Origin of the sequence: Streptomyces sp. NPDC006283, assembly GCF_040613325.1 — a bacterium.
Taxonomy (GTDB): domain Bacteria; phylum Actinomycetota; class Actinomycetes; order Streptomycetales; family Streptomycetaceae; genus Streptomyces.
In genome coordinates, this window is sequence record NZ_JBEXRZ010000055.1 from 14,410 (window position 1) to 39,023 (window position 24,614).

At 69.9% G+C, this 24,614-nt stretch carries 21 protein-coding genes, 1 tRNA gene and 1 pseudogene; 13 read left to right on the forward strand and 10 right to left on the reverse strand.

Annotated features, from left to right (window positions below; translation table 11 throughout):
* Positions 1 to 194 precede the first annotated feature (194 nt).
* From ABZ070_RS14455 to ABZ070_RS14470, 4 genes are all read left to right on the forward strand, one after another.
* The gene (locus tag ABZ070_RS14455; protein ID WP_356633543.1) at positions 195 to 2,738 is read left to right on the forward strand and encodes a serine hydrolase; all 2,544 of its coding nucleotides are present in this window, start codon (positions 195 to 197) and stop codon (positions 2,736 to 2,738) included.
* Positions 2,739 to 3,055: 317 nt separating this feature from the next.
* The gene (locus ABZ070_RS14460) at positions 3,056 to 4,495 is read left to right on the forward strand and encodes a glycosyltransferase family 39 protein (protein WP_356633545.1); all 1,440 of its coding nucleotides are present in this window, start codon (positions 3,056 to 3,058) and stop codon (positions 4,493 to 4,495) included.
* Between the two features lie 204 nt (positions 4,496 to 4,699).
* Positions 4,700 to 5,584, forward strand: a complete 885-nt coding sequence (locus ABZ070_RS14465) for an adhesin (RefSeq protein WP_356633547.1) — start codon at positions 4,700 to 4,702, stop codon at positions 5,582 to 5,584.
* Positions 5,585 to 5,702: 118 nt separating this feature from the next.
* Positions 5,703 to 6,197, forward strand: a complete 495-nt coding sequence (locus ABZ070_RS14470; protein ID WP_356633549.1) for a hypothetical protein — start codon at positions 5,703 to 5,705, stop codon at positions 6,195 to 6,197.
* 475 nt (positions 6,198 to 6,672) lie between these two features.
* Here ABZ070_RS14470 and ABZ070_RS14475 read toward each other — a convergent pair whose 3' ends face one another.
* Positions 6,673 to 7,056: a hypothetical protein gene (locus tag ABZ070_RS14475; RefSeq protein WP_356633551.1), complete on the reverse strand. Its 384-nt coding sequence runs from the start codon at positions 7,054 to 7,056 to the stop codon at positions 6,673 to 6,675.
* Between the two features lie 1,190 nt (positions 7,057 to 8,246).
* Between ABZ070_RS14475 and ABZ070_RS14480 the strand changes: the two genes are divergently transcribed.
* Positions 8,247 to 8,789: a DUF4262 domain-containing protein gene (locus tag ABZ070_RS14480; protein ID WP_356633553.1), complete on the forward strand. Its 543-nt coding sequence runs from the start codon at positions 8,247 to 8,249 to the stop codon at positions 8,787 to 8,789.
* A 100-nt stretch (positions 8,790 to 8,889) separates the two neighbouring features.
* On the opposite strand, the gene ABZ070_RS14485 is transcribed toward ABZ070_RS14480, so the two are convergent.
* Positions 8,890 to 8,962, reverse strand: a tRNA-Arg gene (locus tag ABZ070_RS14485).
* A 286-nt stretch (positions 8,963 to 9,248) separates the two neighbouring features.
* Between ABZ070_RS14485 and ABZ070_RS14490 the strand changes: the two genes are divergently transcribed.
* Positions 9,249 to 10,979: a class I adenylate-forming enzyme family protein gene (locus ABZ070_RS14490; RefSeq protein ID WP_356633555.1), complete on the forward strand. Its 1,731-nt coding sequence runs from the start codon at positions 9,249 to 9,251 to the stop codon at positions 10,977 to 10,979.
* 14 nt (positions 10,980 to 10,993) lie between these two features.
* Here ABZ070_RS14490 and ABZ070_RS14495 read toward each other — a convergent pair whose 3' ends face one another.
* The gene (locus ABZ070_RS14495) at positions 10,994 to 12,268 is read right to left on the reverse strand and encodes a M6 family metalloprotease domain-containing protein (RefSeq protein ID WP_356633557.1); all 1,275 of its coding nucleotides are present in this window, start codon (positions 12,266 to 12,268) and stop codon (positions 10,994 to 10,996) included.
* Between the two features lie 303 nt (positions 12,269 to 12,571).
* On the opposite strand from ABZ070_RS14495, the gene ABZ070_RS14500 reads away from it, so the two are divergent.
* Together ABZ070_RS14500 and ABZ070_RS14505 are read left to right on the forward strand one after the other, a co-directional pair.
* Positions 12,572 to 13,219: a helix-turn-helix domain-containing protein gene (locus ABZ070_RS14500; protein WP_356633559.1), complete on the forward strand. Its 648-nt coding sequence runs from the start codon at positions 12,572 to 12,574 to the stop codon at positions 13,217 to 13,219.
* Positions 13,220 to 13,328: 109 nt separating this feature from the next.
* Positions 13,329 to 14,858 (forward strand): MFS transporter, encoded by a 1,530-nt coding sequence (locus ABZ070_RS14505; RefSeq protein ID WP_356633561.1) that lies wholly within the window; start codon positions 13,329 to 13,331, stop codon positions 14,856 to 14,858.
* 176 nt (positions 14,859 to 15,034) lie between these two features.
* Here the strand turns inward: ABZ070_RS14505 and ABZ070_RS14510 are convergent, their stop codons facing one another.
* Positions 15,035 to 15,556 (reverse strand): MarR family transcriptional regulator, encoded by a 522-nt coding sequence (locus tag ABZ070_RS14510; protein WP_356633563.1) that lies wholly within the window; start codon positions 15,554 to 15,556, stop codon positions 15,035 to 15,037.
* 114 nt (positions 15,557 to 15,670) lie between these two features.
* Here ABZ070_RS14510 and ABZ070_RS14515 point away from each other — a divergent pair, with 114 nt between their 5' ends.
* Positions 15,671 to 16,459, forward strand: a complete 789-nt coding sequence (locus ABZ070_RS14515) for a class III extradiol ring-cleavage dioxygenase (RefSeq protein WP_356633565.1) — start codon at positions 15,671 to 15,673, stop codon at positions 16,457 to 16,459.
* Between the two features lie 95 nt (positions 16,460 to 16,554).
* On the opposite strand, the gene ABZ070_RS14520 is transcribed toward ABZ070_RS14515, so the two are convergent.
* Positions 16,555 to 17,097, reverse strand: a complete 543-nt coding sequence (locus ABZ070_RS14520) for an N-acetyltransferase family protein (protein ID WP_356633567.1) — start codon at positions 17,095 to 17,097, stop codon at positions 16,555 to 16,557.
* Positions 17,098 to 17,245: 148 nt separating this feature from the next.
* Here ABZ070_RS14520 and ABZ070_RS14525 point away from each other — a divergent pair, with 148 nt between their 5' ends.
* Positions 17,246 to 18,244, forward strand: a complete 999-nt coding sequence (locus ABZ070_RS14525) for a sigma-70 family RNA polymerase sigma factor (protein WP_356633569.1) — start codon at positions 17,246 to 17,248, stop codon at positions 18,242 to 18,244.
* 192 nt (positions 18,245 to 18,436) lie between these two features.
* On the opposite strand, the gene ABZ070_RS14530 is transcribed toward ABZ070_RS14525, so the two are convergent.
* A complete protein-coding gene (locus tag ABZ070_RS14530) occupies positions 18,437 to 19,396 on the reverse strand; it encodes a YafY family protein (protein ID WP_356633571.1) in 960 nt (319 codons plus the stop codon).
* Positions 19,397 to 19,458: 62 nt separating this feature from the next.
* On the opposite strand from ABZ070_RS14530, the gene ABZ070_RS14535 reads away from it, so the two are divergent.
* Positions 19,459 to 21,015: an MFS transporter gene (locus ABZ070_RS14535; protein WP_356633573.1), complete on the forward strand. Its 1,557-nt coding sequence runs from the start codon at positions 19,459 to 19,461 to the stop codon at positions 21,013 to 21,015.
* A 193-nt stretch (positions 21,016 to 21,208) separates the two neighbouring features.
* Here the strand turns inward: ABZ070_RS14535 and ABZ070_RS14540 are convergent, their stop codons facing one another.
* The gene (locus ABZ070_RS14540) at positions 21,209 to 21,988 is read right to left on the reverse strand and encodes a DUF6227 family protein (protein WP_356633575.1); all 780 of its coding nucleotides are present in this window, start codon (positions 21,986 to 21,988) and stop codon (positions 21,209 to 21,211) included.
* Positions 21,989 to 22,133: 145 nt separating this feature from the next.
* Positions 22,134 to 23,186 carry a P1 family peptidase gene (locus ABZ070_RS14545; RefSeq protein WP_356633585.1) on the reverse strand — a complete coding sequence of 351 codons (1,053 nt, stop codon included), beginning with the start codon at positions 23,184 to 23,186 and terminating at the stop codon, positions 22,134 to 22,136.
* 186 nt (positions 23,187 to 23,372) lie between these two features.
* Here ABZ070_RS14545 and ABZ070_RS14550 point away from each other — a divergent pair, with 186 nt between their 5' ends.
* Positions 23,373 to 23,576 carry a hypothetical protein gene (locus ABZ070_RS14550; RefSeq protein ID WP_356633577.1) on the forward strand — a complete coding sequence of 68 codons (204 nt, stop codon included), beginning with the start codon at positions 23,373 to 23,375 and terminating at the stop codon, positions 23,574 to 23,576.
* Positions 23,577 to 23,619: 43 nt separating this feature from the next.
* Here ABZ070_RS14550 and mscL read toward each other — a convergent pair whose 3' ends face one another.
* Both mscL and ABZ070_RS14560 read right to left on the reverse strand, forming a co-directional pair.
* On the reverse strand, positions 23,620 to 24,126 hold the full coding sequence (gene mscL / locus ABZ070_RS14555) for a large conductance mechanosensitive channel protein MscL (protein WP_356633579.1): 507 nt from the start codon (positions 24,124 to 24,126) through the stop codon (positions 23,620 to 23,622).
* Positions 24,127 to 24,249: 123 nt separating this feature from the next.
* Positions 24,250 to 24,522 carry an RcpC/CpaB family pilus assembly protein gene (locus ABZ070_RS14560; RefSeq protein ID WP_356633581.1) on the reverse strand — a complete coding sequence of 91 codons (273 nt, stop codon included), beginning with the start codon at positions 24,520 to 24,522 and terminating at the stop codon, positions 24,250 to 24,252.
* A gap of 2 nt (positions 24,523 to 24,524) precedes the next feature.
* On the opposite strand from ABZ070_RS14560, the pseudogene ABZ070_RS14565 reads away from it, so the two are divergent.
* Positions 24,525 to 24,614, forward strand: a pseudogene (locus tag ABZ070_RS14565) (GNAT family N-acetyltransferase); the annotation flags it as partial.

The window sequence follows — 24,614 nt, forward strand, 5'->3', positions numbered from 1 at the left end:
AGGGTGACCCCTCTCACATTGGTCTGTCGAGAGCGCCTGGGTGCTTTGTTAGGGAACCGATAGGTATGTCGTTCTCGTCTAGCACGGGAGCCAAGCGCTCACACAGGACACTGGTAGATGGTTCGGACACCTCGAGCCGTCGGCGGACCGCCGGCTCCGGGTGCCCGTGAAGACGTACGCATGGCGCATGGCACATGACTCATGGAGGAGGCACGGTGGCGGGCGAGTCCCCCGACAAGTCGGAGCAGCGGAAGTCGTCGGGGGAGACGACTCAGGAGGAGCGCGACCCGCGACTCGCCGTGTTCCGCCAGGCCTCCCCGGAGCGTGGCGAGGCGTCCGCGCAGGGAAGCACACCCGCAAGGGCAGACGCACCCGCGCAGGGCCGTGACTCCGGTCATGACGCATCCTCCTCGGACGACTCCGCGGAGCGCCCGGCTCCCGTGGACCAGCCGACGGCGGTCTTCAAGGCCCCGGCGGTGGACGACGCGGACGAGCGGGACGCTGCCTCCGAGGGTAATGACGCACGCCTGCGGGCGGCGGTTGCCGCGTGGGTGGCGACGGCCGACGAGCCGGATGCCGCCGAGACGACGCTGGAGGGCTCACAGGCCCCGGCAGAGGCCGAGAAGGTGGACGAGAGTCGGACGCCTGCCAAGACGGACGGAACGGCCGCTGAGGAAGCACCTGTGGAGCCGGACGCAGCCTCCGTGACCGACGCCCCGACCGACGCCCCGACCGACGGCGCGGACGCCGACGTCACGTCGGAGGACGCCGCCCCGACCGGGACGGACGAGCCCGCGGACCGCGCGACCGAACCAACGGACGCTGAAAAGGCGTCAAAGGCCCAGACGTCGAATGAATCGGATGAGTCCGACGAGTCAGACGGATCCGACGAGTCGGACGAATCGGCCGAGCTCGGCGACGACTCCTCCGCCGACGCCCCCTCCGGCGAGGCAGCCGACAGCGAGGGCGTCAGCGCGCAGAAAGCTTCCCCTGTCCCCGCCTCCCTCCCCTCGGACAGTGCTGAAGCAAAGAGCGAAGACACTCCCGGCGAGGCCGCGGGCCGAGCTGTTGATCAGCCCACCACGGTGTTCAAGGCGCTGCGTCGTCCTGCCGTCGACCAGCCCACCACCGCGCTGAAGGTGCCACCGCTTCCCAAGCCCAAGGCCGAGCCGAAGCCCGAGCCCAAGGCCGAGCCCGCGGCGGACCCCGAGCCGGAGACCGACGCCGAGCGCACGAGCACCTTCGTGCCGCTGCGTCGTGACGACGTGCGGCCGACACCGCCCACTCCGCCTGCACGCTCCACGCCGCCCGCACGCCCCACGCCGCCCACGTCGCCCGGGGCTCCTGTGAGCCGCGAGCCCGAGCCCGAGCTCGAGCCGCAGGCGGCCGCCGCACAGGCGCCTGCCTCTCTCGGCGAGACCGAGCGGACCAGGCAGCAGCCGATGCCTCCGCTGCCGCCGCTCGATCTGCTCGCGGAGCTGACGAACACCCCGCCGCCGCCGGAGACCCCGGTCCGCACGGTCGTGCGGCGCGTCAAGATCTGGACGCCGCTGGTCCTGCTCCTTCTGATCGTCTTTGCAGTCGTGCAGATGGTGCGTCCGCTTCCGGAGCCGTCGCTGACACTCTCGGCGAAGGAGACCTACACCTTCGAGGGCGGCCCGCTCGAGCTGCCGTGGCCAGCCGAGGGTCAGGGGGCCGCCGAGGTCGTCGGCGTGGGCAGCCTCGGCCAGTACGGCGCCCAGAAGCCCGCCCCCATCGCCAGCGTCGCAAAGACCATGACGGCGTACGTGATCCTCAGGGACCACCCGATCAAGGGCAAGGAAGTCGGCCCGAAGATCACCGTCGACAAGAAGGCCGAGGAGGAGTCGAAGGCGAAGAGCGAGTCGACGGCTCCCATCAAGGAAGGCCAGCAGTTCACCGAGAAGCAGATGCTCCAGCTGCTGATGATCCCGTCGGGGAACAACGCGGCCCGACTGCTCGCCCGTTGGGACGCAGGTTCCGAGGAGGCGTTCGTCAAGAAGATGAACGACGCCGCCAAGGACCTCGGGATGACGAACAGCACCTACACCGACCCGAGCGGTCTCAAGGCCAGCACCGTCTCCACCCCGCTGGACCAGCTCAAGCTGGGCGAGGCGGTCATGAAGAACGACGTGTTCCGCGAGATCGTCAACATGACGCAGGCCGAGATCCCGGGCATCGACGGAACCATCCGCAACAACAACGACCGCGCCCTCATGATGGACGGCGTCGGCGGCATCAAGACCGGTTCCTCCACTCCTGCCGGCGGCAATCTCCTCTGGTCCGCCAACGCCGTCGTCGACGGTGAGGTCCGCCTCATCGTCGGGATAGTGATGGGTGCGCAGGACGCTCCTCTGCTGTGGCAGAAGCTGGAGAAGGCGATCGACTACAGCATCGCGCTGATCCCGCCGGCGCAGGAGGCCGTCACCTCCGCAACCGTCGTCAAGAAGGGCGATGTCGTCGGCCACGTCGACGACGGCCTGGGCGGCCGTACCCCGGTCGTCGCCACCAAGGACCTCAAGGCCGTCGGTTGGGCAGGTCTGGACGTGAAGATCGAGATTGCCGGCAAGGGCGGCGCGATCCCGCACTCGGCGAAGGCGGGCACGGTCGTCGGCCAGGTCTCCGTCGGCGAGGGAGCCGGCAAGGTCAGCGCCCCGGTCGCCCTCCAGCAGGACCTCGAGGAGCCCGGCTTCGGCGCCAAGCTGACCCGTCTCGGCTGACCGGGCCGGGTCGTCGGCGAACGCGCAGCGCCACGTGAGGAGGGGGAGCCCGGACCAGGGCTCCCCCTCCTCGCGTGCGTGCGATCGTCGTCGGTGCTCATCTCCGCCCGCGTCGGAGGCCCTTGCACGCCGCCCAGTAATGTGGATGGCCTCCATCGCGCCCGCATACACGCCTCTTCACCCGTAGACACACCCCTCCACCCGCATACACGTCTCTTCACCCGTAGACACGACCCTTCCCGCAGACATGCTCTTCACAGGAGTCCGTCATCGCCACCACGCTGAACGCCTCTGAGGCCGTCGCCGCGGAACGTGCTGTGTGGCCGAGCCGGACCGCCACGGCACTGATTCCCCTGACGGTGGCGCTCGTCCTCGGGCTGTGGGGCATCCGTCGCGACGGTGGCGTCTGGCGGGACGAGGTCGTCACCTACGACATGGCGCACCGGACGCTGCCCGAGTTGTTCCACACACTGCAGAACGCCGACGCCGTCCATGGCCTGTACTACGTCCTGATGCACGGGCTGTTCTCCGTGTTCGGAGGGGACCTCGTGACCCTCCGGCTGCCGTCCGTGCTGGCCACGGCCGCCGCCGCCGCGGGCATCGGGCTGCTCGGCCACCGCCTCGCCGGACCGAGGGCGGGCCTCTTCGCCGGGCTGGTCTTTCCGGTGATCCCCGCGGTGCAGGAATACGCGCAGGAGGGCCGTTCCTACGCGGTCGTGTGCGCGCTGGTCGCCTGGGCCACCTACCTCCTGGTGAGCGCCATGTCCCGGCCCACGAGAGGCCGGTGGGCCGCCTACGCGGTGGTGGCTCTGGCGGCTTGTCTGCTGCACGAGTTCGCCGTGCTGATGCTGACGGCGCACGGCGCGACGGTGCTGCTCTCCGGTGTGCCGCGGCAGGTCAAGCGGGCATGGAGCCGGGTGGCCGCCGGCGTCGTCGCGGGTCTGGCCCCGCTCGCGCTGTTCAGCATGAGCCAGTCGGAGCAGGTCGGCTGGATCCTGTGGCCCGACCCCGTCCAACTGCTGACCTTCGCGGCCATGGCGGCCGTGGGCCTGCGCTGTGCCCGTACGCCCGTGCGTGCGCGAGGACCGATTCGGCTGCGAACGCTCGCGGTTCCCCTGCTGACGCTGCCAACGGTCGCCCTCCTGCTGGTTTCCCAGTTGAAGCCGATGTACGTCGAGCGTTATGTCCTCTACTACGTCATAGGGTTCGCGCTTCTGCTGGGTGCCGCGCTCGACCAGGCGTTCCTGCCGCACGACGGACGGGGCCGGAGTTCGCGGCGGAAGTGGGTCTCGTCCCTCTCGGTGGCGGCGGTGCTCCTGGCCCTGGTGCCCGTGGCCGTGTATCTGCGCAGCCCCGAGAGCCGCGTGGACGACGTGACTGCAGTGGCTTCGGCGGTGGCGGAAGCCTCGGAGCCCGGCGACGGCGTCGTGTTCACCCCCGCCAGGCGGCGGGTCTGGACACTGGCCCGTCCGGAGGAGTTCCAGGGGCTTCGCGATGTGGCCCTGGCGCAGAAGGTGACCACGTCCGATTCGTTGTACGGCGAGGAGATATCGCCGGAGCGGACGCGTGCGGGCATGCTCTCCCTGGACCGCATCGTCGTGCTGGGCGACCCCGAGGGGAGCCCCCTCGATGTGGACGAGCAGGAGATCACCAAGCGGGCGACGCTCCGCGACCACTTCGAGCAGTGCAGCAGCAAGGAAGTCACCGGCGCGCGGATCACGGTCTACGCGCGCCCGGGGCACTGCGCCGAGCGCTGACACCGCCGGACGTCCCTGGCGCTTCGAGCGCTGCCGGACGTCCTTGAGACACCTCATTCCGGTGTCGCACCCGAGGTGGCGGCCGCGGAACGCCAATTCGCTTCATCCTTACCCGCGTTAACACTTATGCGTCCGCTTCCGCTCATGCATAGTTGTCGCGCATTGACATACCCAAGAGTCGGTGTCTACGGGTTCGGGTGCGACATGGCGTGTGAGCGATGCGGCGGCGACGACGTCCGCGGCACGGGGCTGCTGCCGGGGGAATGCCGCAGCTCCGAAGGGTTCGGCGGGTGCGCTAGCCCGCTTCTCAGATCCGGAAAGGCTCTGCTGGCGGGGGCGGTTGCGCTGACGGTGCTCCTCCCCGCGCTCGTCGCGTGCGACCCGTCCGGAAGTGGCTCGCAACGAGCCGGTGGACCGGCGCCCGGAGCCGCGGGAGATCCGGGCGATCTCGGCGGTGCACCCGAGCGGATCGCCCCCACGGAGCCGTCGGAAACCACGCCGCCGCCCGCCCGCGCCCGGCCGAAGCCCCCGTCGACGCCGAAGGACCCCAGGGAGCCGAACGAGCCGTCCGGCCCGTCTTACTCGGCCTGGGCCGGGCCCGGTTGTGCCGGAGGCGGCCGCTACCGCGAGGAGGGTCGCTTCAGCGACGGCGATGACGGCTGGTACACCGTCAGCTCCGGCGGCCATCGCGGCGACGGCTGCGACGGCAGCTTCACGGCGGTCCCGATGTCCGGCAGCCGCACCGAGGACCGCGGAGGCTCCGCGACGTGGTCCTGGTACGTCGGCAGCGGCTACCGCACCTGCTCGATCGCCGTCGTCGTCCCGGACAGCGGCCGCGACCGCGACGCCGCGGGGCAGCCGACCACGTACAACGTGCTGAAGGACCTCGATGACCCGGAGAGCACCGTGAAGACGTTCGAGATCGACCAGACGAAACTGCGCGGCAGAGGACTCGTCATCGAGAAGGTCCCGGTCCACGACCAGCAACTGACGGTCCAACTCGTCGACCGCGGCCAGGACCGGGGCGACGACGACCGTGCAGGAGCCCACCACGGAGCGGCACAAATGCGGGCGGAATGCCGCGCCTGAACCCGATTCCGCAACGTTGCCACCCCGCGCCTGTCAGGGCGCATGGCGGTGCTGCATAGTGTCCGACATGGTTTGCGAGGGATGCAGACGCACGGGACGCACGTGCGAGGAGTGCACGGTGCCCGCCACGCACATACCGGGACGTCACCGTGCCCCGGCACGCCCCAAGGCGCTGCTGGGCATCTGCGCGGCCCTCGCGGCGGGCGCACTGCTCACAGGTGCCGCGCTGCTGATCGGCGGCGAGACCGGGGAAGCGGCGGGCGAGCCGGTCGCCCCCGTGGCCGACATCGAGGTGGGCGGCCGACCCAACCTGATCAGGCCGACGGACGCCCTCCCCACCCCGGGCGCCACGCCCTCGGCCTCCAAGCCCGCCGCCCCCGCCACCACCGCCCGCCCCACGCCGAGCGCGTCCACATCGACTTCGACGCCGCCGAGCCCCCGCCCCTCGTCCCCGTCCTCACCGCCCGCAGCCGCAAGCTCCACGGCGCCCAGCCCCTCCACGACCCCTTCTGACGACTGGAGGGACCGCGACAACTGCCGCGACGACCGGGATGACGACGACCACCCCGGCGACGGCGGCAACGGCCGCTGGGACCGCGACGACTGCTGGTGACCTGAAGGTTTCCGGTGCCCCAAGGGGCACCGGTGAAGACACGCCTACCGCGGACGCCGTCGGCCGTTCTCGGCCGACGGCGACGAACGGCAGCAACGCGGCCACCGTCGCCCCGTCGGCACGCACCATGCCGGCCGCTCGCGCGAGGGTCTCGGCCGCCGGCGCCGTCTTGAGCGCGGCCGGCAGGGACTCGGTGGCCGGCGTCGGACCGTCATGTCCGCGCCGATGCCCAGCTCGGTCACGCGCTCGGCCCAGCCGCGCAGGCTGCCATCGTCTGCCTCGCCGTCGGCGTGCTCCCCCCGCACCGTGCTGCATACCCGGTCATCGACGGCCCGGGCAGTCACTCGCACCTCCGGTGCCATGATGATCGCCATCGGCGGGCTTCTGCTCGTGGAACGCCTGGTCGGCTGACGAGCCCGCCTCACCCGCTCGCGCGCAGGGATCCGTCCTGCAACACCCCAGTTGTACCTGCCTGCTATCCGACTGTCACAGTCATTTTGCCTTCGTAGGCAGTGCTTGCAGTGGTGCCGATCGGCTGGTCGTTTATCACGGCTCCATAACCGGCACCGGATGCGACGGTCATTATCATCGTGGAGCTGGAGACGTCCAAGCTTCCAATGATCTCGACGAAGGATCTGTTACCCCCGATCGCCGAGGAGTTGTTTCCGGTGAAGTCCCATTGCGAGCCCGACACCGTGTACGTTCCTTGAACCGGGAGCAGGTCGGTGCGGAAGCCTTCGGCTGCCCACGCAAACGTACCGTCTGGATTGAACTGCCAGACCGAGTTGGACAGGTACCGCTGTTGCTGCTCAATCCAATGGGGTTTACCTTCCAGTTGCTTGAACTCGGTCAGTTCCACGACGCGAATGATGACGCTCTGCGAGGGCTGAGAGGGAGTCGTACGGTAGCTGGCCGATGCGGCGCCGACGCCGCTTGGTGCGCCTACGGCGGACGGAGCGCCAACTGTGACACTGGCACAGAGAAGCAGACCTATGCCGAGTGCGGCTCCTTGACGCAGGAAACACCTTGGCTTGCGAAGTGTCATCGTATTCCCCTCACAACTTGGGCGGGGCAAGTCCAAGTTGACCGGGCCGACGTCACCGGGCGGTGAATCAGGGGTTTACGTCCTCAACCCCACGGAGCGGCCAGAGGAGTCAGTGCTTGCATCCCGAGCTCGTCGCCTCGAATGCGCCAATGCGTTCCTTGATCAGACCGGTCGCCATGCACGGTCACTAAATCCATTATGATCCGGTCCGTTCTCTCGTGCTGAACGGAGTCCAGGCGGCGTGGAAGGTGGCTGGTTCGCGGGCAGTGCCGCCGACCGCCCCAGATGCGACGCGCCCCTCCTCCAACGGCAAGCGGCTGATTGTTGCGCGGCGAGCGAAATCGAGCCGCCTTGCTGAAGTAAAGAAACTCTTACCGCGGGGCCGAGGGGTGTCGTGTCGCAGGGCACGGAACCTATCCAATGCCGCACCGAACTGTCTCGCGTGTACATGCTTGGCCATAGGCGTACGTCGTCGAGGAAGTCCTACGAGTCGGTCAATTCGCGCAAGGGTCGGTTTCGGGGGTTCTACGCGGCTGGTCATGCCGATGCCCCCAGCAATCGTTGGCCGTCATGGCTCCTGACGCGAGGCACCGCCCCGCCCAGCACGTCAAGCGGCCGGACCGCAAAGGCCCCGGACCGTGATCGGTCCGGGGCCTTTGTGCTGGTGCCCCCGGCAGGATTCGAACCTGCGACACCCGCTTTAGGAGCGAGGTGGGGCGAGTTGGGGCCTGACCTGCGGCATGCCGACTTCGGCAGACGCGGGCTGCGCGCATTGTCCGCTACCGCAGTTCCCCGTGACTCCCCGCACGTTCTCGCGCGGTTGTGGCACGGGGAACATCTGATCCGTAGCTCTAGCCGGATCGGTCAGCGACAGTCATTCCGGCCGCTCCACGGCCCCGGAGGGACGCTACCGGTCGGGGGCGGATGGCCGGGGTTGCAGTACTTGGCTGCTGTATGCCTACCCCGGGAGACGTCACGTCTGCAAGCAGGCCTACTCTCCTGGGATGGACGACGCCCATTGCTTCTGCCTCCTCTGCGCCCCGACGGAATGGGGCGGCCCCGTGTCGGAGGAACGCGACAGCCGCATAGCCAAGAGTGTTGCGGACTTCGGCTGGCACGTCATGGGCGTGGCCGGCGGTGATGCCCCCGGCGATTGGGGCTACTCGATCGGTCTCTGGCACACACTGCGGAGTCCCGAGGTAAGCGTGTTCGGCCTGCCATCGCAGACCGCGATGCGCGTGGCGAACGCCGCTGGGGCAGCGATACGGGACGGCAGCCCACTCGAGCCCGACCAGCGCCGGGGAGACATCCTCAACGGCTACGACGTGGCCGTCCGGCCCGTGCATCCCAGCTGGTACCACGACTTCTTCGGCGCAGGCATCGACTTCTACCAGACCCCGCCACTGCCAATCACGCAGCTGTTCTGGCCCGACAAGGCCGGGCGGTTCCCCTGGGAAGAGGGAGCGGACGAGCGCTGCCGCACGGGGCAACCACTGCTCTGGATTCCAAAAGACGAGACCAGCGGCCCGTGGACCGAAATCACGTGAGGTCGGTGGAGTGCCCTAGTGGCACGTGTGTGGCACGGTCGTGATCACGGCAAAGGGCCAGTTCGAGGGAATCATCCCTCTGAACTGGCCCTTAGTGTTGTGCCCCCGGCAGGATTCGAACCTGCGACACCCGCTTTAGGAGAGCGGTGCTCTATCCCCTGAGCTACGAAGGCGTGGGCGGTAGACCGCCGCTGGGGCGGTCTCCGACAGCGTAGCGGATGTGGGTGGGGCGGTGGGTGGGGGTTCCGGCGTGGCTGGATGAATGAGGCGAGCGCCTGACCGGCCGCGGAGCTGTCAGGGGAAAGCGGTGCGTGCCCGGGTGACTGGGGCAGACAGGCGTCTCGGCGCGACAGAGCGAAGTGGTCGTAGGCTCGCGGGGCCGGCGTATCGCCCTTGACGGCGTTCGGGGGGCGGCATAGCGTCGCGCTCGTACTGAGCAAGCGCTTAGAGAGGTCGACCGTGTCGCACGCGTACCCCGCAGCCGCCCTCACCGCCGCCGGGGCCCCGTTCGCCGTGGAGCGCGGGGAGGACGGTGGGCTGCGCTATGTGAACGGGCCGCGCACCTTGAGGGAGTTCGTCGAAGCGACCTGGGCGTTCGGGGAGCGGCCGTTCCTGGTGGCGGAGAGCGGGACATACACATACGGCGAGTTCTTCGCCGCCGCCTCGGCCCTCGCCCGGCGGTTCGTCGAGACGTACGGGCTGCGGCCGGGGGACCGGGCGGCCATTGCGATGCGCAATCACCCCGAGTGGCAGATCGCCTTCTGGGCCACCCAGCTCGCGGGGCTCGTGGCCGTGCCGCTCAACGCCTGGTGGACCGACGAGGAACTGGCCTACGCGCTGGACGACTGCACCCCGCGCGTGCTGCTCGTCGACGGTGAGCGGCTGCCGCGCGTCCAGGAGTGGCGGGCGCGGAACGGCGTGACCGCCGTCGTCTTCCACCACGAAGCCGCGGCCGACGCGCTCGGCGCGGGCGTCGAGCGGTACGAGGACTTCGAGGCGCCGGACCCGCTCGCCGCGCCGCCCGCCGTCGACGTCGCCGCCGAGGACGACGCCACGATCATCTACACCTCGGGAACCACTGGCCGGCCCAAGGGAGCCGTCGCCACCCACCTCGCCCAGGCCGGCGCTGCGCTGCACCCCCGTTATCACGCGGCGGCCGCGGCGCTCGCCCGCGGTGTGCTGCCCGGGCAGGGGCCGGCGCCGGTCGTGCTGATGACGTTCCCGTTCTTCCATGTGGCGGCCTTCACCACGCTGTACTCGATGATGGGTGTCGGCGGCACGCTCGTGCTCATGCGCAAGTGGGACGCCGAGAAGGCGCTCGCGCTGATCGAGGAGCACGGCGTCACCCACTACTCGGGCGTTCCGACCACCGCTCTCCAGCTCCTCGACGCCGCCGAACACGCCGCCGAACACGCCGACGAACGCCCCTCCGAGGAGGCGGCCTCGACGCTGTCGACGCTCACGAACCTCAGTACCGGCGGTGCCGCCGCTCCGCCCGACCTCGTCAAGCGGCTGACCGCACGCTATGGACACCGGATCGAGCCGCGCAGCGGTTACGGGCTGACGGAGACCAGCGGCGGGGTGCTCGCCAACTTCGGAGCCGGGTACCGCGAGGACCCGGGCAGCGTGGGCAGTCCCGCGCCCGCGATCGAGGTGCGGATCGCCGGACCGGACGGCGAACCGCTGCCGGAGGGTGAGGTCGGCGAGCTCCGGCTGCGCGGGCAGTCCCTCGTGCGCGGTTACTGGCGCAACGAAGAGGCGACCGCCGCCGCTTTCGAGGACGGCTGGTTCCGGACGGGAGACCTCGCGACGGTGCGCGGGGGTCGGGTGGCCATCGTCGACCGGATCAAGGACATGGTGATTCGCGGCGGCGAGAACGTGTACTGCGTGGAGGTCGAGGCGGTGCTGCACGACCATCCGGACGTCACCGACGCCGCCGTGCTGGGCGTCCCGCACCCGGTGCTCGGCGAAGAGGTCGCTGCCGTCGTCCAGTTGCATCCCCGTTCGACGGTCGGCGCCGAGGAGCTCAGGGCACATGTGGGCAGGACGCTCGCGGCGTTCAAGGTGCCTGCGCATGTCCTGCTGCGGTACGAGCCGATGCCGCGCAACCCCACGGGCAAGATCTTGAAGCGGGTCCTGCGGGAGACGATCGTCACCGGTGACCAGGACCGCGCCGCCGGGATCGCATGATCAGTGGCGCGTGATCAGTAGCGCGTGACCCGAATGCGGTAGACGCCGTCGACTTCGTCGACCACCGAGATGCGTACGCCGTTCTCGTCGTCGACGAAGGACTGCCCGGGGCGGTAGGGGGCGTCGGACAGCTCCGCGTGGACGTTGGGCCGTCGCGTGCAGCCGCCGCTGTCGCGGTCGCTGTCGGCGACGGTCACCGGACCCTGCCCCGTGTCGATGTCGGACTGCACCCGGTAGATGAGCACGCCCGGTTCGCACACGTGCTCGTCGTTGCCTGCCTGGGTCCGTACCTCGACCGCGTATCCGGTGCTCTCGCTCAGCGGCACGATCGCCATCTTGGCGCCGCCGCGGGTGGCGAGCGGGCCGAGGACGTACTCGCTGCTGCCGGGCGCGGCGGCGCAGCGGACCTGGTCGTTGTCCAGCCAGCCGAGTTTCCATTTGTGCCAGCCGAGCAGGTCGTTGTTGGCCCCCCAGTCCTCGGACATGATGTCCCAGTGGCCGACGGCGCCCCCGCCGCCCGCGGTGTAGAGGTCGGGCAGGCCGAAGACATGGCCGTTCTCGTGCGGCAGGACGCGGTACCCGGTCTCGGCGTACGACCCTGATCCGTCGTCCTGGCGGCTGTAGACGAAGGACGTGTTGGCGAGCGGCACGCCGTCGGCGAGCGGCGCCTCGTCGTTGCCGGAGAACGTCACCGACAGCACGGTGTCCAGGGCGGACGGCCCGGCGTTGGGGGTGACCAGGACATTCACCAGGTCGTACGCGCTGAAGTCGACCTTCGGATCGGCGACGCCGACGAGGTCCTCGACGAGCTTCCGGTATCCCGGCTCGTAGGGGGAGCCGCGCTCTATTCCGTACGCGGCGAACGGCATCGGCATCCGCAGCCAGTCGCGCACCGGGGCGTGGGGGCGGTAGCTGAGCCGCCCGTACGAGCTGGTGGCGAACCACTCCGACGTCTGGGGGAAGAATTCCGCGAGCCGGTCGAGGGCGGGACCGCTGCCTTCCGCGTCCGAGAAGTCGATCATCAGGTTGAGTGCGTGGACCACGCCGGTGGATCGTGTGTAACCGGCTGGGGTGGGCAGGCCCTCGGACATCTGGACGCCGACGGCCGACGGGATACGGCAGGGGCCGAGACCCGCGATGTCCGGCGCGGCGATCGGTCCCGCGGACGTCCGTCCGGGAGCGGGAAGCGTGGCGCTCGCCGAGGTCAGGGCGGCCAGTGTGAGGGCGGCGAGGGCGGCGAGCCCACCGAGCCTGCCCCGGTTGCGTATCCGCCGGCGGGTCTGCTCCATGCGATCGCCTTCGGGTCCGCGGCAGCAGGCCGGACCCTGGCTGCGCTCTGTTTCGAACAGCCTGTGTCGGGCGGTGCCGGGGCGCTCGCCGGGTGGTCCGATCGTGGGCTTTTCGGCGGGGCAGGCATATGTGGCTCAGGTCACGTCGGTGTGGGGAAATAACCGGGGATCGTTTCCCCGTTTGAACCGGTGTCCCCGCGAAACGGGGAAGCGTTCCCCGCTTACCGGCGGGGCCCGGGGCCCGGGTTCAGTACGGGGCCGAGACGCGTAACCGCACGCACAGCATGGAAAGGAAGTGGAGCCGTGAGCACCGCCGCCACCGAGACGCGCCGCACACCGCGCCCCAGGGCCGACGCCCTGCGCAACCGCGAGCGGATCGTGTCGGCCGCGCGCGAAATGTTCGTCGAGTTCGGGCCCGACGTGCCGCTCGACGAGATCGCCCGGCGCGCCGGAATCGGCAACGCCACGCTCTACCGCCACTTCCCTGACCGCGCGGTCCTCATCCGCGAGGTCGTCCTCTCCGTCATGTCCCGCACCACCGAGCAGGCCGACGCGGCGTCGGCCGAAGAACCCGACGCCTTCGCCGCGCTGCGCCGCTTCGTTCACGCGGCGGCCGACGAGCGGATCGGGGCACTGTGCCCGATGCTCTCCGGCGGTTTCGACGCCGACCACCCCGACCTTCACGCCGGCCGGGAGCGCCTCGAGGAGGCAGTGCGCTCCCTCGTCGACGCGGCGCAGTCGTCGGGCCGGATGCGCACCGATGTCGCCGTCGGCGATCTGCTGGTCGCGCTCTCCCAGCTCACCCGGCCGCTGCCGGGCACCGCGTGCCCGAACATGGACCGGTTCGTCCACCGTCATCTGCAGCTGTTCCTGGACGGTCTCGAAGCGCCCGCGCGCTCCGAACTGCCCGGTGCGGCCGCGACCCTGGAGGACCTCCGGACCACTTCGTGACGCCGTAAGTCCCCGCTTTCTCCGTACTTCGTCCCACACCACTCTTCCTGCTCGCGGACCACTCCTTTGGGCCGCGTGATCTTCGTTTACTCATGAGGTGGCCAGACCCATGCCAAAAACACCCGACATTTCGCTTCCTGATCCGAGTCGCTGGAAAGCTCTCGTTTTCATAGCCCTCGCCCAGCTGATGGTGGTGCTCGACGCGACGATCGTGAACATCGCGCTCCCCACCGCCCAGCAGGACCTCGGAATCTCCGACGCCAACCGGCAGTGGGTCATCACCGCCTACGCCCTCGCCTTCGGCGGGCTGCTCCTCTTCGGCGGGCGCATCGCCGACCTGTGGGGCCGTAAGCGCACCTTCATCGTCGGGCTGCTCGGCTTCGCCGCTGCCTCCGCGCTCGGTGGCGCGGCCACCGGCGAGGCGATGATGCTCGGCGCCCGAGCACTGCAGGGTGCCTTCGGCGCGCTGCTCGCGCCCGCCGCGCTCTCCCTGCTCGCCGTGATGTTCACCGACGCCAAGGAGCGCGCCAAGGCGTTCGGCATCTACGGCGCGATCGCCGGTGGCGGTGGCGCCGTGGGTCTGATCCTCGGCGGGTTCCTCACCGAGTACCTGAACTGGCGCTGGACCTTCTACGTCAACATCCCGTTCGCCGTCGTCGCCGCGGTCGGCGCGTACCTGGTGATCCGCGAGCCGCAGGGTGCGCGCAACCGCTCCTCGCTGGACATTCCCGGAGTCGTGCTGTCGACGCTGGGCCTCGTGGCCCTGGTGTACGGCTTCACGCGCGCCGAGTCCGCCGGCTGGTCCGACGGGCTGACGGTGGGCATGTTCATCGCCTCCGCCGTGCTGCTGGCCGCGTTCGTCGTCACCGAGGCGAAGGTGAAGTCGCCGCTGCTCCCGCTGCGCGTCCTGACCGAGCGCAACCGCGGCGGTGTCTACCTCTCGCTGGGCCTCGCGATCATCGCGATGTTCGGGCTCTTCCTCTTCCTGACGTTCTACCTGCAGGTCGTGAAGGGATACTCGCCGGTCAAGACGGGCTTCGCCTTCCTCCCGATGATCGCGGGCATGATCACCGGTTCCACCCAGATCGGCGCCCGGCTGATGACCCGGGTGGCGCCCCGCCTGCTGATGGGCCCCGGCTTCGTCGTGGCCGCGATCGGCATGCTGCTGCTGACACAGCTCGAGATCGACAGCTCGTACGCGGGCCTGATCCTGCCGGCGCAGTTGCTGCTCGGCCTGGGCATGGGTACGGCGTTCATGCCGGCGATGTCGCTGTCCACACATGGTGTCGACCCGGCCGACGCCGGTGTGGCCTCCGCGATGGTCAACACCTCGCAGCAGGTGGGCGGGGCGATCGGTACGGCGCTGCTGAACACCATCGCGGCCTCCGCCACGACCTCGTACATCGCCTCGCACGCGGCCGGTGCGAGCGACCCGAGGCTGCTCGAGCTCCAGGGCATGGTGCACGGCTTCTCGTCCGCGATCTGGTGGGCGGTCGGCATCCTGGCGGCGTCCGCGGCTATCGCGTTCGCGCTGATCAACACCGGACGCCCGCAGGCCGGTTCGGTCGCGTCGGGCTCGGGGACGGGCGAGGGCGAAGGCGTCGAGGCCGAGATCAAGGTCCCGGTCATCGCGCACTGAGCCGCGGGGCGGCAGCACCGAACCGCGGCAGTGGCAGGCCGCGCGTGCGCTGCAGTGCAGGACTGCGGCGCATGAGTGCCACGCATGAGTGCCACGCATGAGTGAAGAAGGGCCCCGTCCGGGTGCTGTACCCGGACGGGGCCCTCATGTGTCCGTCCCGCTGACCGTCACGCGCGTCAGCGGAGCCAGGGCAGGTCGGCGCCCGTGTCCTGGGGCTGGAGCCCCTCCGCCATGACGTGCATGATCTCGCCGAGCTGCTTGACCTGCTCGGGCGTGAGCCGGTCGAACATGGCGTGCCGTACGGCCTCGACGTGGCCGGGGGCGGTCCGCTCGAGGACCGCGAAGCCGTCGTCCGTGAGCACGGCGTTCTGCCCGCGTTTGTCGGAGGGGCAGTCCTCCCGGCGCACCCAGCCGTTCTTCTCCAGCCGGGCGACGGCGTGGGAGAGGCGGGAGCGGGTGATCTTGGCGTCGATGGCCAGTTCCGTCATGCGCTTGCGGCGGCGCGGGGCCTGGGAGAGCTGGACGAGCAGGCCGTAGTAGATGTGCGGCATCCCGGCGTCGCGTTGCAGCTGACGGTCGAGATGATCCTCGAGGAGCGTGGTCGCATGGAGGTATGCGCGCCAGACGCGCTGCTCCTGGTCGGTGAGCCAACGCGGCTCTGGCCCCTGCCCGCCCTCGCCATTGAGTGCCCTGTTCATGTATCCACTCTAAACCCCGTTCTTGAAAGTTGAACTAAGTAGGGTTAGGCTTGAGCTTGAAGGTTCAAGTAATGGGTCCGCAGAACCCAGGTTCAACAGGCCGGGAGTCGTCACATGAATGCCACCCCCGCCGCTGAGCGCATGCCGGCGCTCTATCTCTCCCACGGCGCACCGCCCCTCGCCGACGACCCGGTCTGGCCGGACGAGCTCGCCGCCTGGTCCGCCGCACTGCCGCGGCCGCGGGCGATCCTGATGGTCTCCGCCCACTGGGAGGAGGCGCCGCTGGCCCTCGGCGCGACCCGGACGGTGCCCCTGGTTCACGACTTCTGGGGCTTCCCCGCGCACTACTACCGAGTCCGCTACGCCGCGCCGGGCGCACCCGAACTCGCCGACTCCGTACGCAAGTTGCTACGCCGCGCGGGCACCCCGGTGCAGGACATCCCCGACCGCGGCCTGGACCACGGCGCGTACGTACCGCTGGTGGAGATGTACCCGGGCGCCGACATACCCGTACTGCAGATCTCCCTGCCCACGCTCGACCCGCGACGACTGCTCGAGATCGGGCGCAGGCTCGCGCCGCTGCGGGACGAGGGGGTGCTGATCGTCGGCAGCGGTTTCTTCACGCACAACCTCGCGGCGCTGCGGCACGACGGCACGCCCGGCTGGTCGGCGGAGTTCGACGACTGGGGCCGGCGGGCGCTGGCGGACGCGGACGTGGACGCACTGCTCGACTTCGAGAACAAGGCCCCGGCCGGCCGACTGGCCCACCCGCGCACCGAGCACTTCGCGCCGCTGTTCGTCACCCTCGGGGCCTGCGAGGCCGAGGCCGGGGCCGGGAGTGGCCGCAGCGTGATCGACGGCTTCTGGATGGGGCTGGCGAAGCGGTCGTTGCAGTTCGGCTGAGCGCCGGAACGTCTGGATGCGCCGGGGGCCGGGCCGCCGCGGCCTGGCCTCTGGTGCACCGGGGGGCCGGGCATTCGGATGTGCATCGCGCAGGGCTAGATGTTCATGGGCCTCTCGTACCAGGCCACGTCCCAGTAGCGGCCGAACTTCCGGCCCACCTCTTCGTACGTGCCGACGTGACGGAAGCCGAAACGGGTGTGCAGGCGCACCGACGCCTCGTTGGGGAGGGCGACACCCGCATACGCGCGATGGACGTCCTCCGACTCCAGCGCCTCGAAGAGCGCCTTGTAGAGGAGCGTGCCGATGCCGCGCCCCGCAGCCGCCGGGGCGCAGTAGACGCTGACCTCGACCGAGGTCGAGTACGCCGCTTTGGGGCGGAAGGGGCTGCTGGTGGCGTAGCCGAGAATGCCGACCGCCGGATTGGTGTCGACAAAACGGACATCCTGAGCAACCAGGAGCCGGTGCGGGCCGTCTTCAGGATGGGAGCGCAGCCATGAGCGGCGCTCCTCAGGGGTGAAAACCGTCGTGTCGAACGTGATGGGGGTCTCGCGGACATAGTGGTTGTAGATGTCCGTGAGTGCTTCGAGGTCGGCTTCAGTGCCTGCTCTGACCTGCACCTCTGCGTGCTCTGGTGGCATCCGTCCTCCCGGGTTGGCCGGACAGGGTACTGCATGATCACGGAAATCGATGCACCGCTTGGGAATTCTGTCCGGATTCCAGTCGTTGTTTCCTTCGGATGCAGGGCACCCGCAAGGGTGTCGCGACCTACTCAGCAAGGGAGCTCGCATGGCAACCCGTGCCGTCGCCCGTCGTCAGTCCGCCGATGCCGGGACCGACAGGGCAAGCAGCGTTCGCGCCGTGGGCGGGGAGATCGCCGACCGCGACCTGGTCGGCATGTACCTCGACGAGATTGCGCGTACGCCGCTGCTCGACGCCGCCAAGGAAGTCGAGCTGTCCCAGACCATCGAGGCGGGTGTGTACGCCCGTCAGATCCTCGAAGGGGAAGTAGACAGCAAGGCCGGCGGAGCCGCGCGCGAGGAGCTCGAAGCACTCGCGGCCGAGGGCGAGCGCGCCAAGGACGTCTTCATCCGCTCCAATCTGCGCCTCGTCGTCGCCGTCGCCCGGCGCTACCCCCGCAGCGGGCTGCCGCTGCTCGACCTGATCCAGGAGGGGAACGCAGGCCTGGTCCGTGCGGTCGAGAAGTTCGACTACGCCAAGGGATTCAAGTTCTCCACGTACGCGACCTGGTGGATCCGCCAGGCGATCACCCGATCCATAGCGGACCAGTCCCGCACCATCCGGCTCCCCGTCCACCTGGTGGAGGAGCTCGGCCGCATCCGCCGCGTCCAGCGCGAGTTCAACCGGGAGAACGGCCGGGAGCCCGAGGCCTCGGAGATCGCGCAGGAGCTGGGCGCGACGCCCGAGCGGATCACGGACGTCCTCGACTGGGCCCGTGACCCGGTCAGCCTGAACATGTCGGTGGACGACGCGGGCGAGACCCAGTTCGGCGACCTGCTGGAGGACACCTCCGCGGTCTCTCCCGAGCAGTCGGTGCTGACGCTGCTGCGCAGCGAGGAGCTGGAGGACCTGATCGGCAAGCTCGACAACCGCACCGCGTCGATCATCCGCATGCGGTACGGCATCGAGGACGGCCGGGAGCGGACCCTGACCGAAGTCGGAAAGGAGCACGGTCTGACGCGTGAGCGGATCCGCCAGATCGAGAAGCACGCGCTTCTCGAGCTGAAGCGGATGGCCCATGACACGGGCTTCGAGCCGGCGGCGTAGCCCTTCCTCGGGCTGCTGACGTCTGCAGAAGTGTCCGGGCCTGTTCCAGGCACTGTTCATGACGTCGGCCGCCCCGAGCCCGTGCCCGCGGCACCGGGCTCGGGGTCTTGTGCGGCCCGCGGCCGTGCGGAGACCGGTGACCCGGTCGGTGGTGACGAGGCTGTGCCGGCCGGCCGGTCCCGGCGGCGCGGGTCAGGCCGTTGCGCGTGTCAGCCGTGTGGCCAGCTCCGCCACGTGGTCACGTAGCGGCGGCGGGCCGTGGACCGTGAACTCGCAGTCCACGAGCGCCAGTCGAACGGCCAGCCACTCGATCGAGTCCACCGACCGTGCCCGGAGCCGGCAGCGGTTGTCGCCCGTCGGTACGGGCGCGCCCAGGTGCTCCGGCAGGCGTGCGCCCACGAAGGACGCCGGCGCCTCGAAGCTCACATCCACGTCGTGCTCCGGCTGATGCCGAGAGACGGAATGGCTCAGCAGCTCGGCCGCGTCCCCGGTCGGCACCTCGCGCGGCGTGAACCGCGCGCCTGTGGCGAACGGCTCCGACACCCGGTCCACGCGGAACGTGCGCCAGTCGTCCCGCCCGATGTCGTATGCGACGAGGTACCAACGCCGCCCGGTCGACACCAGACGGTACGGCTCCACCTGCCGCCGGGTCTCGGTGCCGTCGCCCGCCCGGTAGGCGAACCGCAGCCGCTCGTGCGCGGTCACCGTACCCGCGATGACGGTCAGGGTCTGGGGGTCGATCGTCGCGCCGTCGCCCCTGGTGAGGGGGAGCGTCGCCGCCTGGAGAGTGGTGACGCGGTACCGCAGGCGGGACGGCAGTACCTGCTCCAGTTTGGCCAGCGCCCGCACCGACGCCTCTTCGATGCCCTCGATCGCGTGCCCGGCCCCGGCCCGCAGCCCCACCGCGATGGCCACCGCCTCGTCGTCGTCCAGCAGCAGCGGAGGCATCGCCGCTCCCGCAACCAGGCGGTACCCGCCGATCGCGCCCTTGGTCGCCTCGACCGGGTAGCCGAGGTCCCGCAACCGGTCGATGTCCCGCCGGATCGTGCGCGGGCTGACGTCCAGGCGTTCGGCGAGCTCGCTGCCGGGCCATTCCCGTGGGGTCTGGAGGAGGGACAGCAGATTCAGAAGTCGTGCCGGAGTGTCCGTCATGTCTCTCAGGATGCCCGTTATCTAGGACATGATCTGACCTATACGCGCCCTAGATTCCTCGTATGAGTTCACAGCAGCCCGCCGTGCCCGAGAAGGCAGCCGTACCCCCCGACGCAGCGGCAGACCGCCGCCGCTGGATCGCCCTCGCGATCGTCATGACCGCCGCCTTCATGGACCTGGTCGACGTCACCATCGTCAACATCGCGATCCCCAGCATCGAGCGGGACCTCGGCGCGTCCCTCGCCACGATCCAGTGGATCACGGCCGGATATGCGCTCGCCTTTGCCGCGGGCCTGATCACGGGCGGACGGCTCGGTGACATCTACGGCCGCAAGAGGCTGTTCCTCATAGGCATCACCGGCTTCACGCTCGCCTCCGCGCTCTGCGGTTTCGCCGCCAACGAGGAGATGCTCGTCGCCTCCCGGCTGCTGCAGGGCTCCACCGCCGCCATGATGGTGCCGCAGGTGCTGGCGATCGTCCACGTCACCTTCCCCGCCCACGAACGCGGCAAGGTCTTCGGTCTGTTCGGCGCCGTCGTCGGCCTCGGCGCGGTCTCCGGTCCACTGCTCGGTGCGCTGCTCACCCAGTGGAACCTGTTCGGTCTCGAATGGCGGCCGATCTTCCTGATCAACCTGCCGGTCGGCATCGCGGGGCTCCTCCTGGGCCGCAAGTACATCATCGAGTCCCGCGCCCCCAAGGCCCTCAGGCTCGACCTCGTCGGCGTCCTGATGGTCACGCTCGCTCTGCTGATGCTGATCTACCCGCTCACCCGCGGCCGCGAGCTGAACTGGCCGCTCTGGGGCCACCTGTGCATGGCCGGCAGCCTCGTCGTCTTCGCCGCCTTCGTCGCCTACGAGAAGCACAAGACGCGCAAGGACGGCTCTCCGCTCGTCGAACTGTCGCTGTTCAAGGTCAAGAGCTTCGCCGCCGGTATCGCCGTACAGCTCACCTTCGGCATCGTGATGGGCATCTTCTTCCTGGTCTGGACGCTCTACATGCAGATCGGCCTCGGCTGGAGCCCGCTGAAGGCCGGCCTGACCGGTGTGCCGTTCTCGATCGCCGTCTCGGCGGCAGCCGGAATGTCCGTGCAACTGCTGGTGCCGCGCTTCGGCCGCAAGGTCCTCCAGACGGGCGCGGCCACCATGGCCGCCGGACTGCTCATCTACATCTGGGAGGCCGACCGGTACGGCACGGCCATCCACTCGTGGCAGATGATCCTGCCTCTGGTCGTCATGGGGCTGGGCATGGGGCTCATCGTCGCGCCGCTGACGGACGCGGTGCTCTCCGAAGTCCCGCGTGAGCACGCCGGTTCCGCGTCCGGCCTGATCAACACGACCGGGCAGATGGGCACCGCGCTCGGACTCGGACTGGTGTCGCTTGTCTTCTTCGGATCGATCGACGAGGAACGGCTCGCGCCGAGCGCCATGGGCAACGCCTTCGTGGAGGCCTTCGAGAACTCGCTGTGGTGGGTGGCGGCCGTTCTGGGCGCCATCTTCGTGGTGATGTTCGCTCTGCCGGCGCGGCCGAAGCAGCATGTGGAGGGCGGCGATCCGACGGACGACGAGGCGGAGCCGCTTGCGAAGCAGGCTCCCGAGCCGGAGCCTGTGCTCGCGCACTGAGACCGACCGGAGTCCTTCGGTGCCCGCGCCACCTCGTGTGGCGCGGGCACCGTCGTATGCGGGAACGGCGGGGAACGGCGGGGAACGGCGGCAGCGGCGGGAACGAGGGGTGTCGGAAAGGTGGGAGGCGCGGGCGGGCGCGGCGGTGCACGCGGCGGAGATCCCTGGGGGCGGGCACCTCACCCTGGCGCGACTACCGCACCCGGGCGCGGACCTCCATCGCCTCGCGCGCGGCGCGCTCGGCCTCGTACACCTCGCACATGTGGCGGCCGTCCGGGGTCGCCGTGTGCTCGACCTCCCAGAGGCTGGTCTCCGTCCCGTCGAGCAGCAGGAACGCGTGCTCGTAGAGCGTGAAGCCCGCGTCCTTGCCGCCCACCCGGAACTGGCGTCCGAAGACCTGCGTGATGTGGTGGGCGAAAGCGGCCCGCAGCAGACGGGCCGTCTCCTCGCCGGGCCGGTCGACGTTCTCCGCGCGGCGCAGCACCCGGCGGGCGTGGTCCGCGGAGTCGTCGGGGGCGTACATGGGCGGCAGCTGGGGCGGGGGCGGTGCCATCAGCGCGGACAGCAGCTCCAGGTCGGCGTCCAGATCGATGCCCAGGCTCTGCTCGAGGCTGCCTTCCGCGCCGGTGAGGCCCTCCGTGATCGCGAAGCCCGGGAAACCGGCAGGCAGCCGGGACGCTGCCAGCCGCGCATCGGACTCCTCCGCGTAGAGCTCGTGCTGCTCCGCGCTGTCGCGCCCGGTGTTGTGGACCAGCTCCCACAGCACCAGTGAACTGCCGTCACTGAGCAGATAGGCGTGGCGGTAGGTGGCCCGGCGCAGCGAAGTGCTGTGGTGCGAGGAGTGCAGCGAACTGGCGTGCGCCAGCGCGGCGCCGAGCCGCTCGACCGTCGCATCGGGCAGGTCGAAGGAGTTGAGCGCCCGACCCAGGAGTCGCTCGAGGTGCATCTCGGTTGTCTCGTACGGATCGTTCAAGAGGGGTCTCCAGGCCGTCGCGGCAAGTCACTTGGTGATTGCTAAAAGTAGCGCTTCGGTCGGACGGTGTGCTTCTGGGTTGGGTAAAACGAAGGGGCGCGTAGAAGAAGTTCCCCGCGCGCCCTCAACTCGGTCGCCCCGTACGTCAGTCTGTGCCGTACAACTCCCCGTACGAGGGGAAGCTGCCGCCCGGTCCGGTGACGCTTTCCGCCGCCCGTACCGCCTTCACGATTGCCCGGGTCACCATGTCCGCGCCCGCGGCCAGCACATCGTTGAGCGCGAGCGGATTGCCGGCGTCCAGGGCGGTCGTGCCCGTGGCCAGGGCGAACACCGTGTCGCCGTCATTGAGGAGGTGCACGGGCCGCACGGCGCGTGCGATGCCGTCGTGCGCCGTCCCGGCGAGCTTGTGCGCCTGTGCGCGGGTGAGGTCGGCGTCGGTGGCGACGACGGCGAGCGTGGTGTTCAGCGGCGGCAGCCCGTTCTTCTCCCGTGCCTCGGCCAGCCGCAGCTGGGCGGCGGCGTGGACAGCGGGGGAGGGGCGTGCCGCACGGTCCGCTCCCTCGGTGACCAATTCGCCGTACAGCGCGCCCGTTTCGGGGTCGAGAGCGGATCCGACCGCGTTCGCCACGACCAGAGCGGCGACGGTGACACCCGAGTCGAGCACGATGCTCGCTGTGCCGATCCCGCCCTTGAAGTGCCCGATCACCGCACCGGTCCCCGCGCCCACGGCTCCCTGCTCGACCGGTGCGCCCTCATCGGTGGCGGCCGCCGCCTCCACCGCCGCACGGCCGGTCGAGGCGTTCGGCCGGGCGTGCCAGTCGCCGCCGCGCCCCAGGTCGAAGACGCACGCCGCCGGTACGACCGGCACGACCTGGGAAGGATCCGGGCCGACCCGCACGCCCCGGCCCTGCTCCTCCAGCCAGGCCATCACCCCGGCAGCCGATTCGAGCCCGTAGGCGCTGCCCCCGGTCAGCGCGACCGCCTCGATGCGCTGGACCACGTTGCGCGGATCCAGCGCGTCCGTCTCCCGGGTGCCGGGCCCTCCGCCTCTGACGTCCACGGCGGCGACCACTCCGCCCTCGGGCGCGAGAACGACGGTGGTACCGCTGAGCGCGCCGTCCCCGGCGACCTGCGCATGGCCGACCCGCAGGCCCGCCACATCCGTGAGCCCGTCGGCCGGCCCCTCAACCCTCTTCATAACGACCATGTCCGTCAGGGTAGTTGGGGGAGCCGAACACGTGGGCGGCTCGGCTCGTTCCGCGCCGTACCGGCATCGGTGCGACCTTGAGTCGTACCGGCAGGGGCGGGGACTGGGCCGTACCCGCGGTGGTGAGGCCGTACCGGCCGCTGCGCCCTCGGCCGGCCGCCGCCGTACCCTGGAGATATGAGCACCGCCCCCGCCCCCGGACCGCGAGACGCGGAGCAGCCCGGAAACAGCCCCAAACCGAAGCTGATCTTCGACGATCCGCTGGACCAGCAGTCCGCGGACGATACGGACCGCGGGTGGGGTGAGCGGGCTCCGGCGAGCGGCGACAGCGCCGCCGATCTTGCGCGTTTCCTCGACGAGAAGCCGCCCCACCACATCTGAGCTCCGTGGGCCGGAGCTGAACTCCACGGGACCGGTGGCCGCCTCAGCGGACGTCGCCGGGTCGTGGCGTGCCCGGTGCCCCGGAGCCCGCCGCGCCGGTGCCGCGCTGCGCCACCAGGACGTCGCGGATCTCCTTCAGCACCTCCAGTTCGGTCACCACGAGCGTCTCCTGCACACCCTCCTTCGCCTTCTGCGCCGCGGCACGGCGGGCGAGGTACTTCGACATCGGCAGCACCATGAGGAAGTAGACGACGGCTGCCGTGATCAGGAACTGGAGGGTCGCACCGAGCACGGACCCCCACATGATCTGGATGCCCTGCATCTCGCCGTCGGGGCCGGGCCTGCACGGGTCCTTCAGGCAGGAGCTGTAGGCGTCCAGGTCCTTCGTTCCGAACGCTCCGACCAGGGGATTGATCACGCCCTTGACCACCGCGTTCACGATGTTGGTGAAGGCGGCACCGATGACGACCGCGACCGCGAGGTCGATCACGTTGCCGCGGAGCAGGAACGCCTTGAATCCTTCGAGGACGCTCGGCTTCTTCTCGCTCACGAATGAGCCTCATTTCGCGCATGCAGTAGGGGAGGGGGACTGCTTCGCAACCTACGGCAGCGCCCGCCCACCCTGTCCAATCGCCCGTCGCCAGGAGGTGAGCTGACGGTACGTCAGTGCGAGTCAGCACACCGTCACCGCCAGCCGGGACGTCGCGCCCGCGCCCGCCAACTCGGCCGCCGTCGCGCGCGGCACGGACAGAACCACCAGGGCGCCGTCGCCCGGAGCAGCCTCCCGTGGGTCCGGAACTTCCGTCACCCTGACCCCGGATGCCACGACCTTCGCCTCCGAGCCCTCACCAGCAGGCGCGTTGCCGGCCGCGATGACATCGACACGGTCTCCCGGCTGCAGCAGCCGCACGGTGGCGGCATCGGCGATCCGTACAGGAGCGGACACCCGAAGAACTGCTGGCCTGGGTGAAGGAATGCGGTCTGGCACTGGTCGCATTCAACGCGGTGATGACCTTGGGGCTCCCGAAGCTGCCCGGT

Excerpts from the sequence above, each read along its gene's own strand:
- ABZ070_RS14535 (WP_356633573.1), top strand. The coding sequence starts at position 19,459 with ATGAGTTCACAGCAGCCCGCCGTGCCCGAGAAGGCAGCCGTACCCCCC.
- ABZ070_RS14505 (WP_356633561.1), top strand. The coding sequence starts at position 13,329 with ATGCCAAAAACACCCGACATTTCGCTTCCTGATCCGAGTCGCTGGAAA.
- ABZ070_RS14480 (WP_356633553.1), top strand. The coding sequence starts at position 8,247 with ATGGACGACGCCCATTGCTTCTGCCTCCTCTGCGCCCCGACGGAATGG.
- ABZ070_RS14465 (WP_356633547.1), top strand. The coding sequence starts at position 4,700 with ATGGCGTGTGAGCGATGCGGCGGCGACGACGTCCGCGGCACGGGGCTG.
- ABZ070_RS14550 (WP_356633577.1), top strand. The coding sequence starts at position 23,373 with ATGAGCACCGCCCCCGCCCCCGGACCGCGAGACGCGGAGCAGCCCGGA.
- ABZ070_RS14495 (WP_356633557.1), bottom strand. The coding sequence starts at position 12,268 with ATGGAGCAGACCCGCCGGCGGATACGCAACCGGGGCAGGCTCGGTGGG.
- ABZ070_RS14530 (WP_356633571.1), bottom strand. The coding sequence starts at position 19,396 with ATGACGGACACTCCGGCACGACTTCTGAATCTGCTGTCCCTCCTCCAG.
- ABZ070_RS14545 (WP_356633585.1), bottom strand. The coding sequence starts at position 23,186 with ATGAAGAGGGTTGAGGGGCCGGCCGACGGGCTCACGGATGTGGCGGGC.
- ABZ070_RS14520 (WP_356633567.1), bottom strand. The coding sequence starts at position 17,097 with ATGCCACCAGAGCACGCAGAGGTGCAGGTCAGAGCAGGCACTGAAGCC.
- ABZ070_RS14515 (WP_356633565.1), top strand. The coding sequence starts at position 15,671 with ATGAATGCCACCCCCGCCGCTGAGCGCATGCCGGCGCTCTATCTCTCC.
- ABZ070_RS14525 (WP_356633569.1), top strand. The coding sequence starts at position 17,246 with ATGGCAACCCGTGCCGTCGCCCGTCGTCAGTCCGCCGATGCCGGGACC.
- ABZ070_RS14510 (WP_356633563.1), bottom strand. The coding sequence starts at position 15,556 with ATGAACAGGGCACTCAATGGCGAGGGCGGGCAGGGGCCAGAGCCGCGT.
- ABZ070_RS14455 (WP_356633543.1), top strand. The coding sequence starts at position 195 with ATGACTCATGGAGGAGGCACGGTGGCGGGCGAGTCCCCCGACAAGTCG.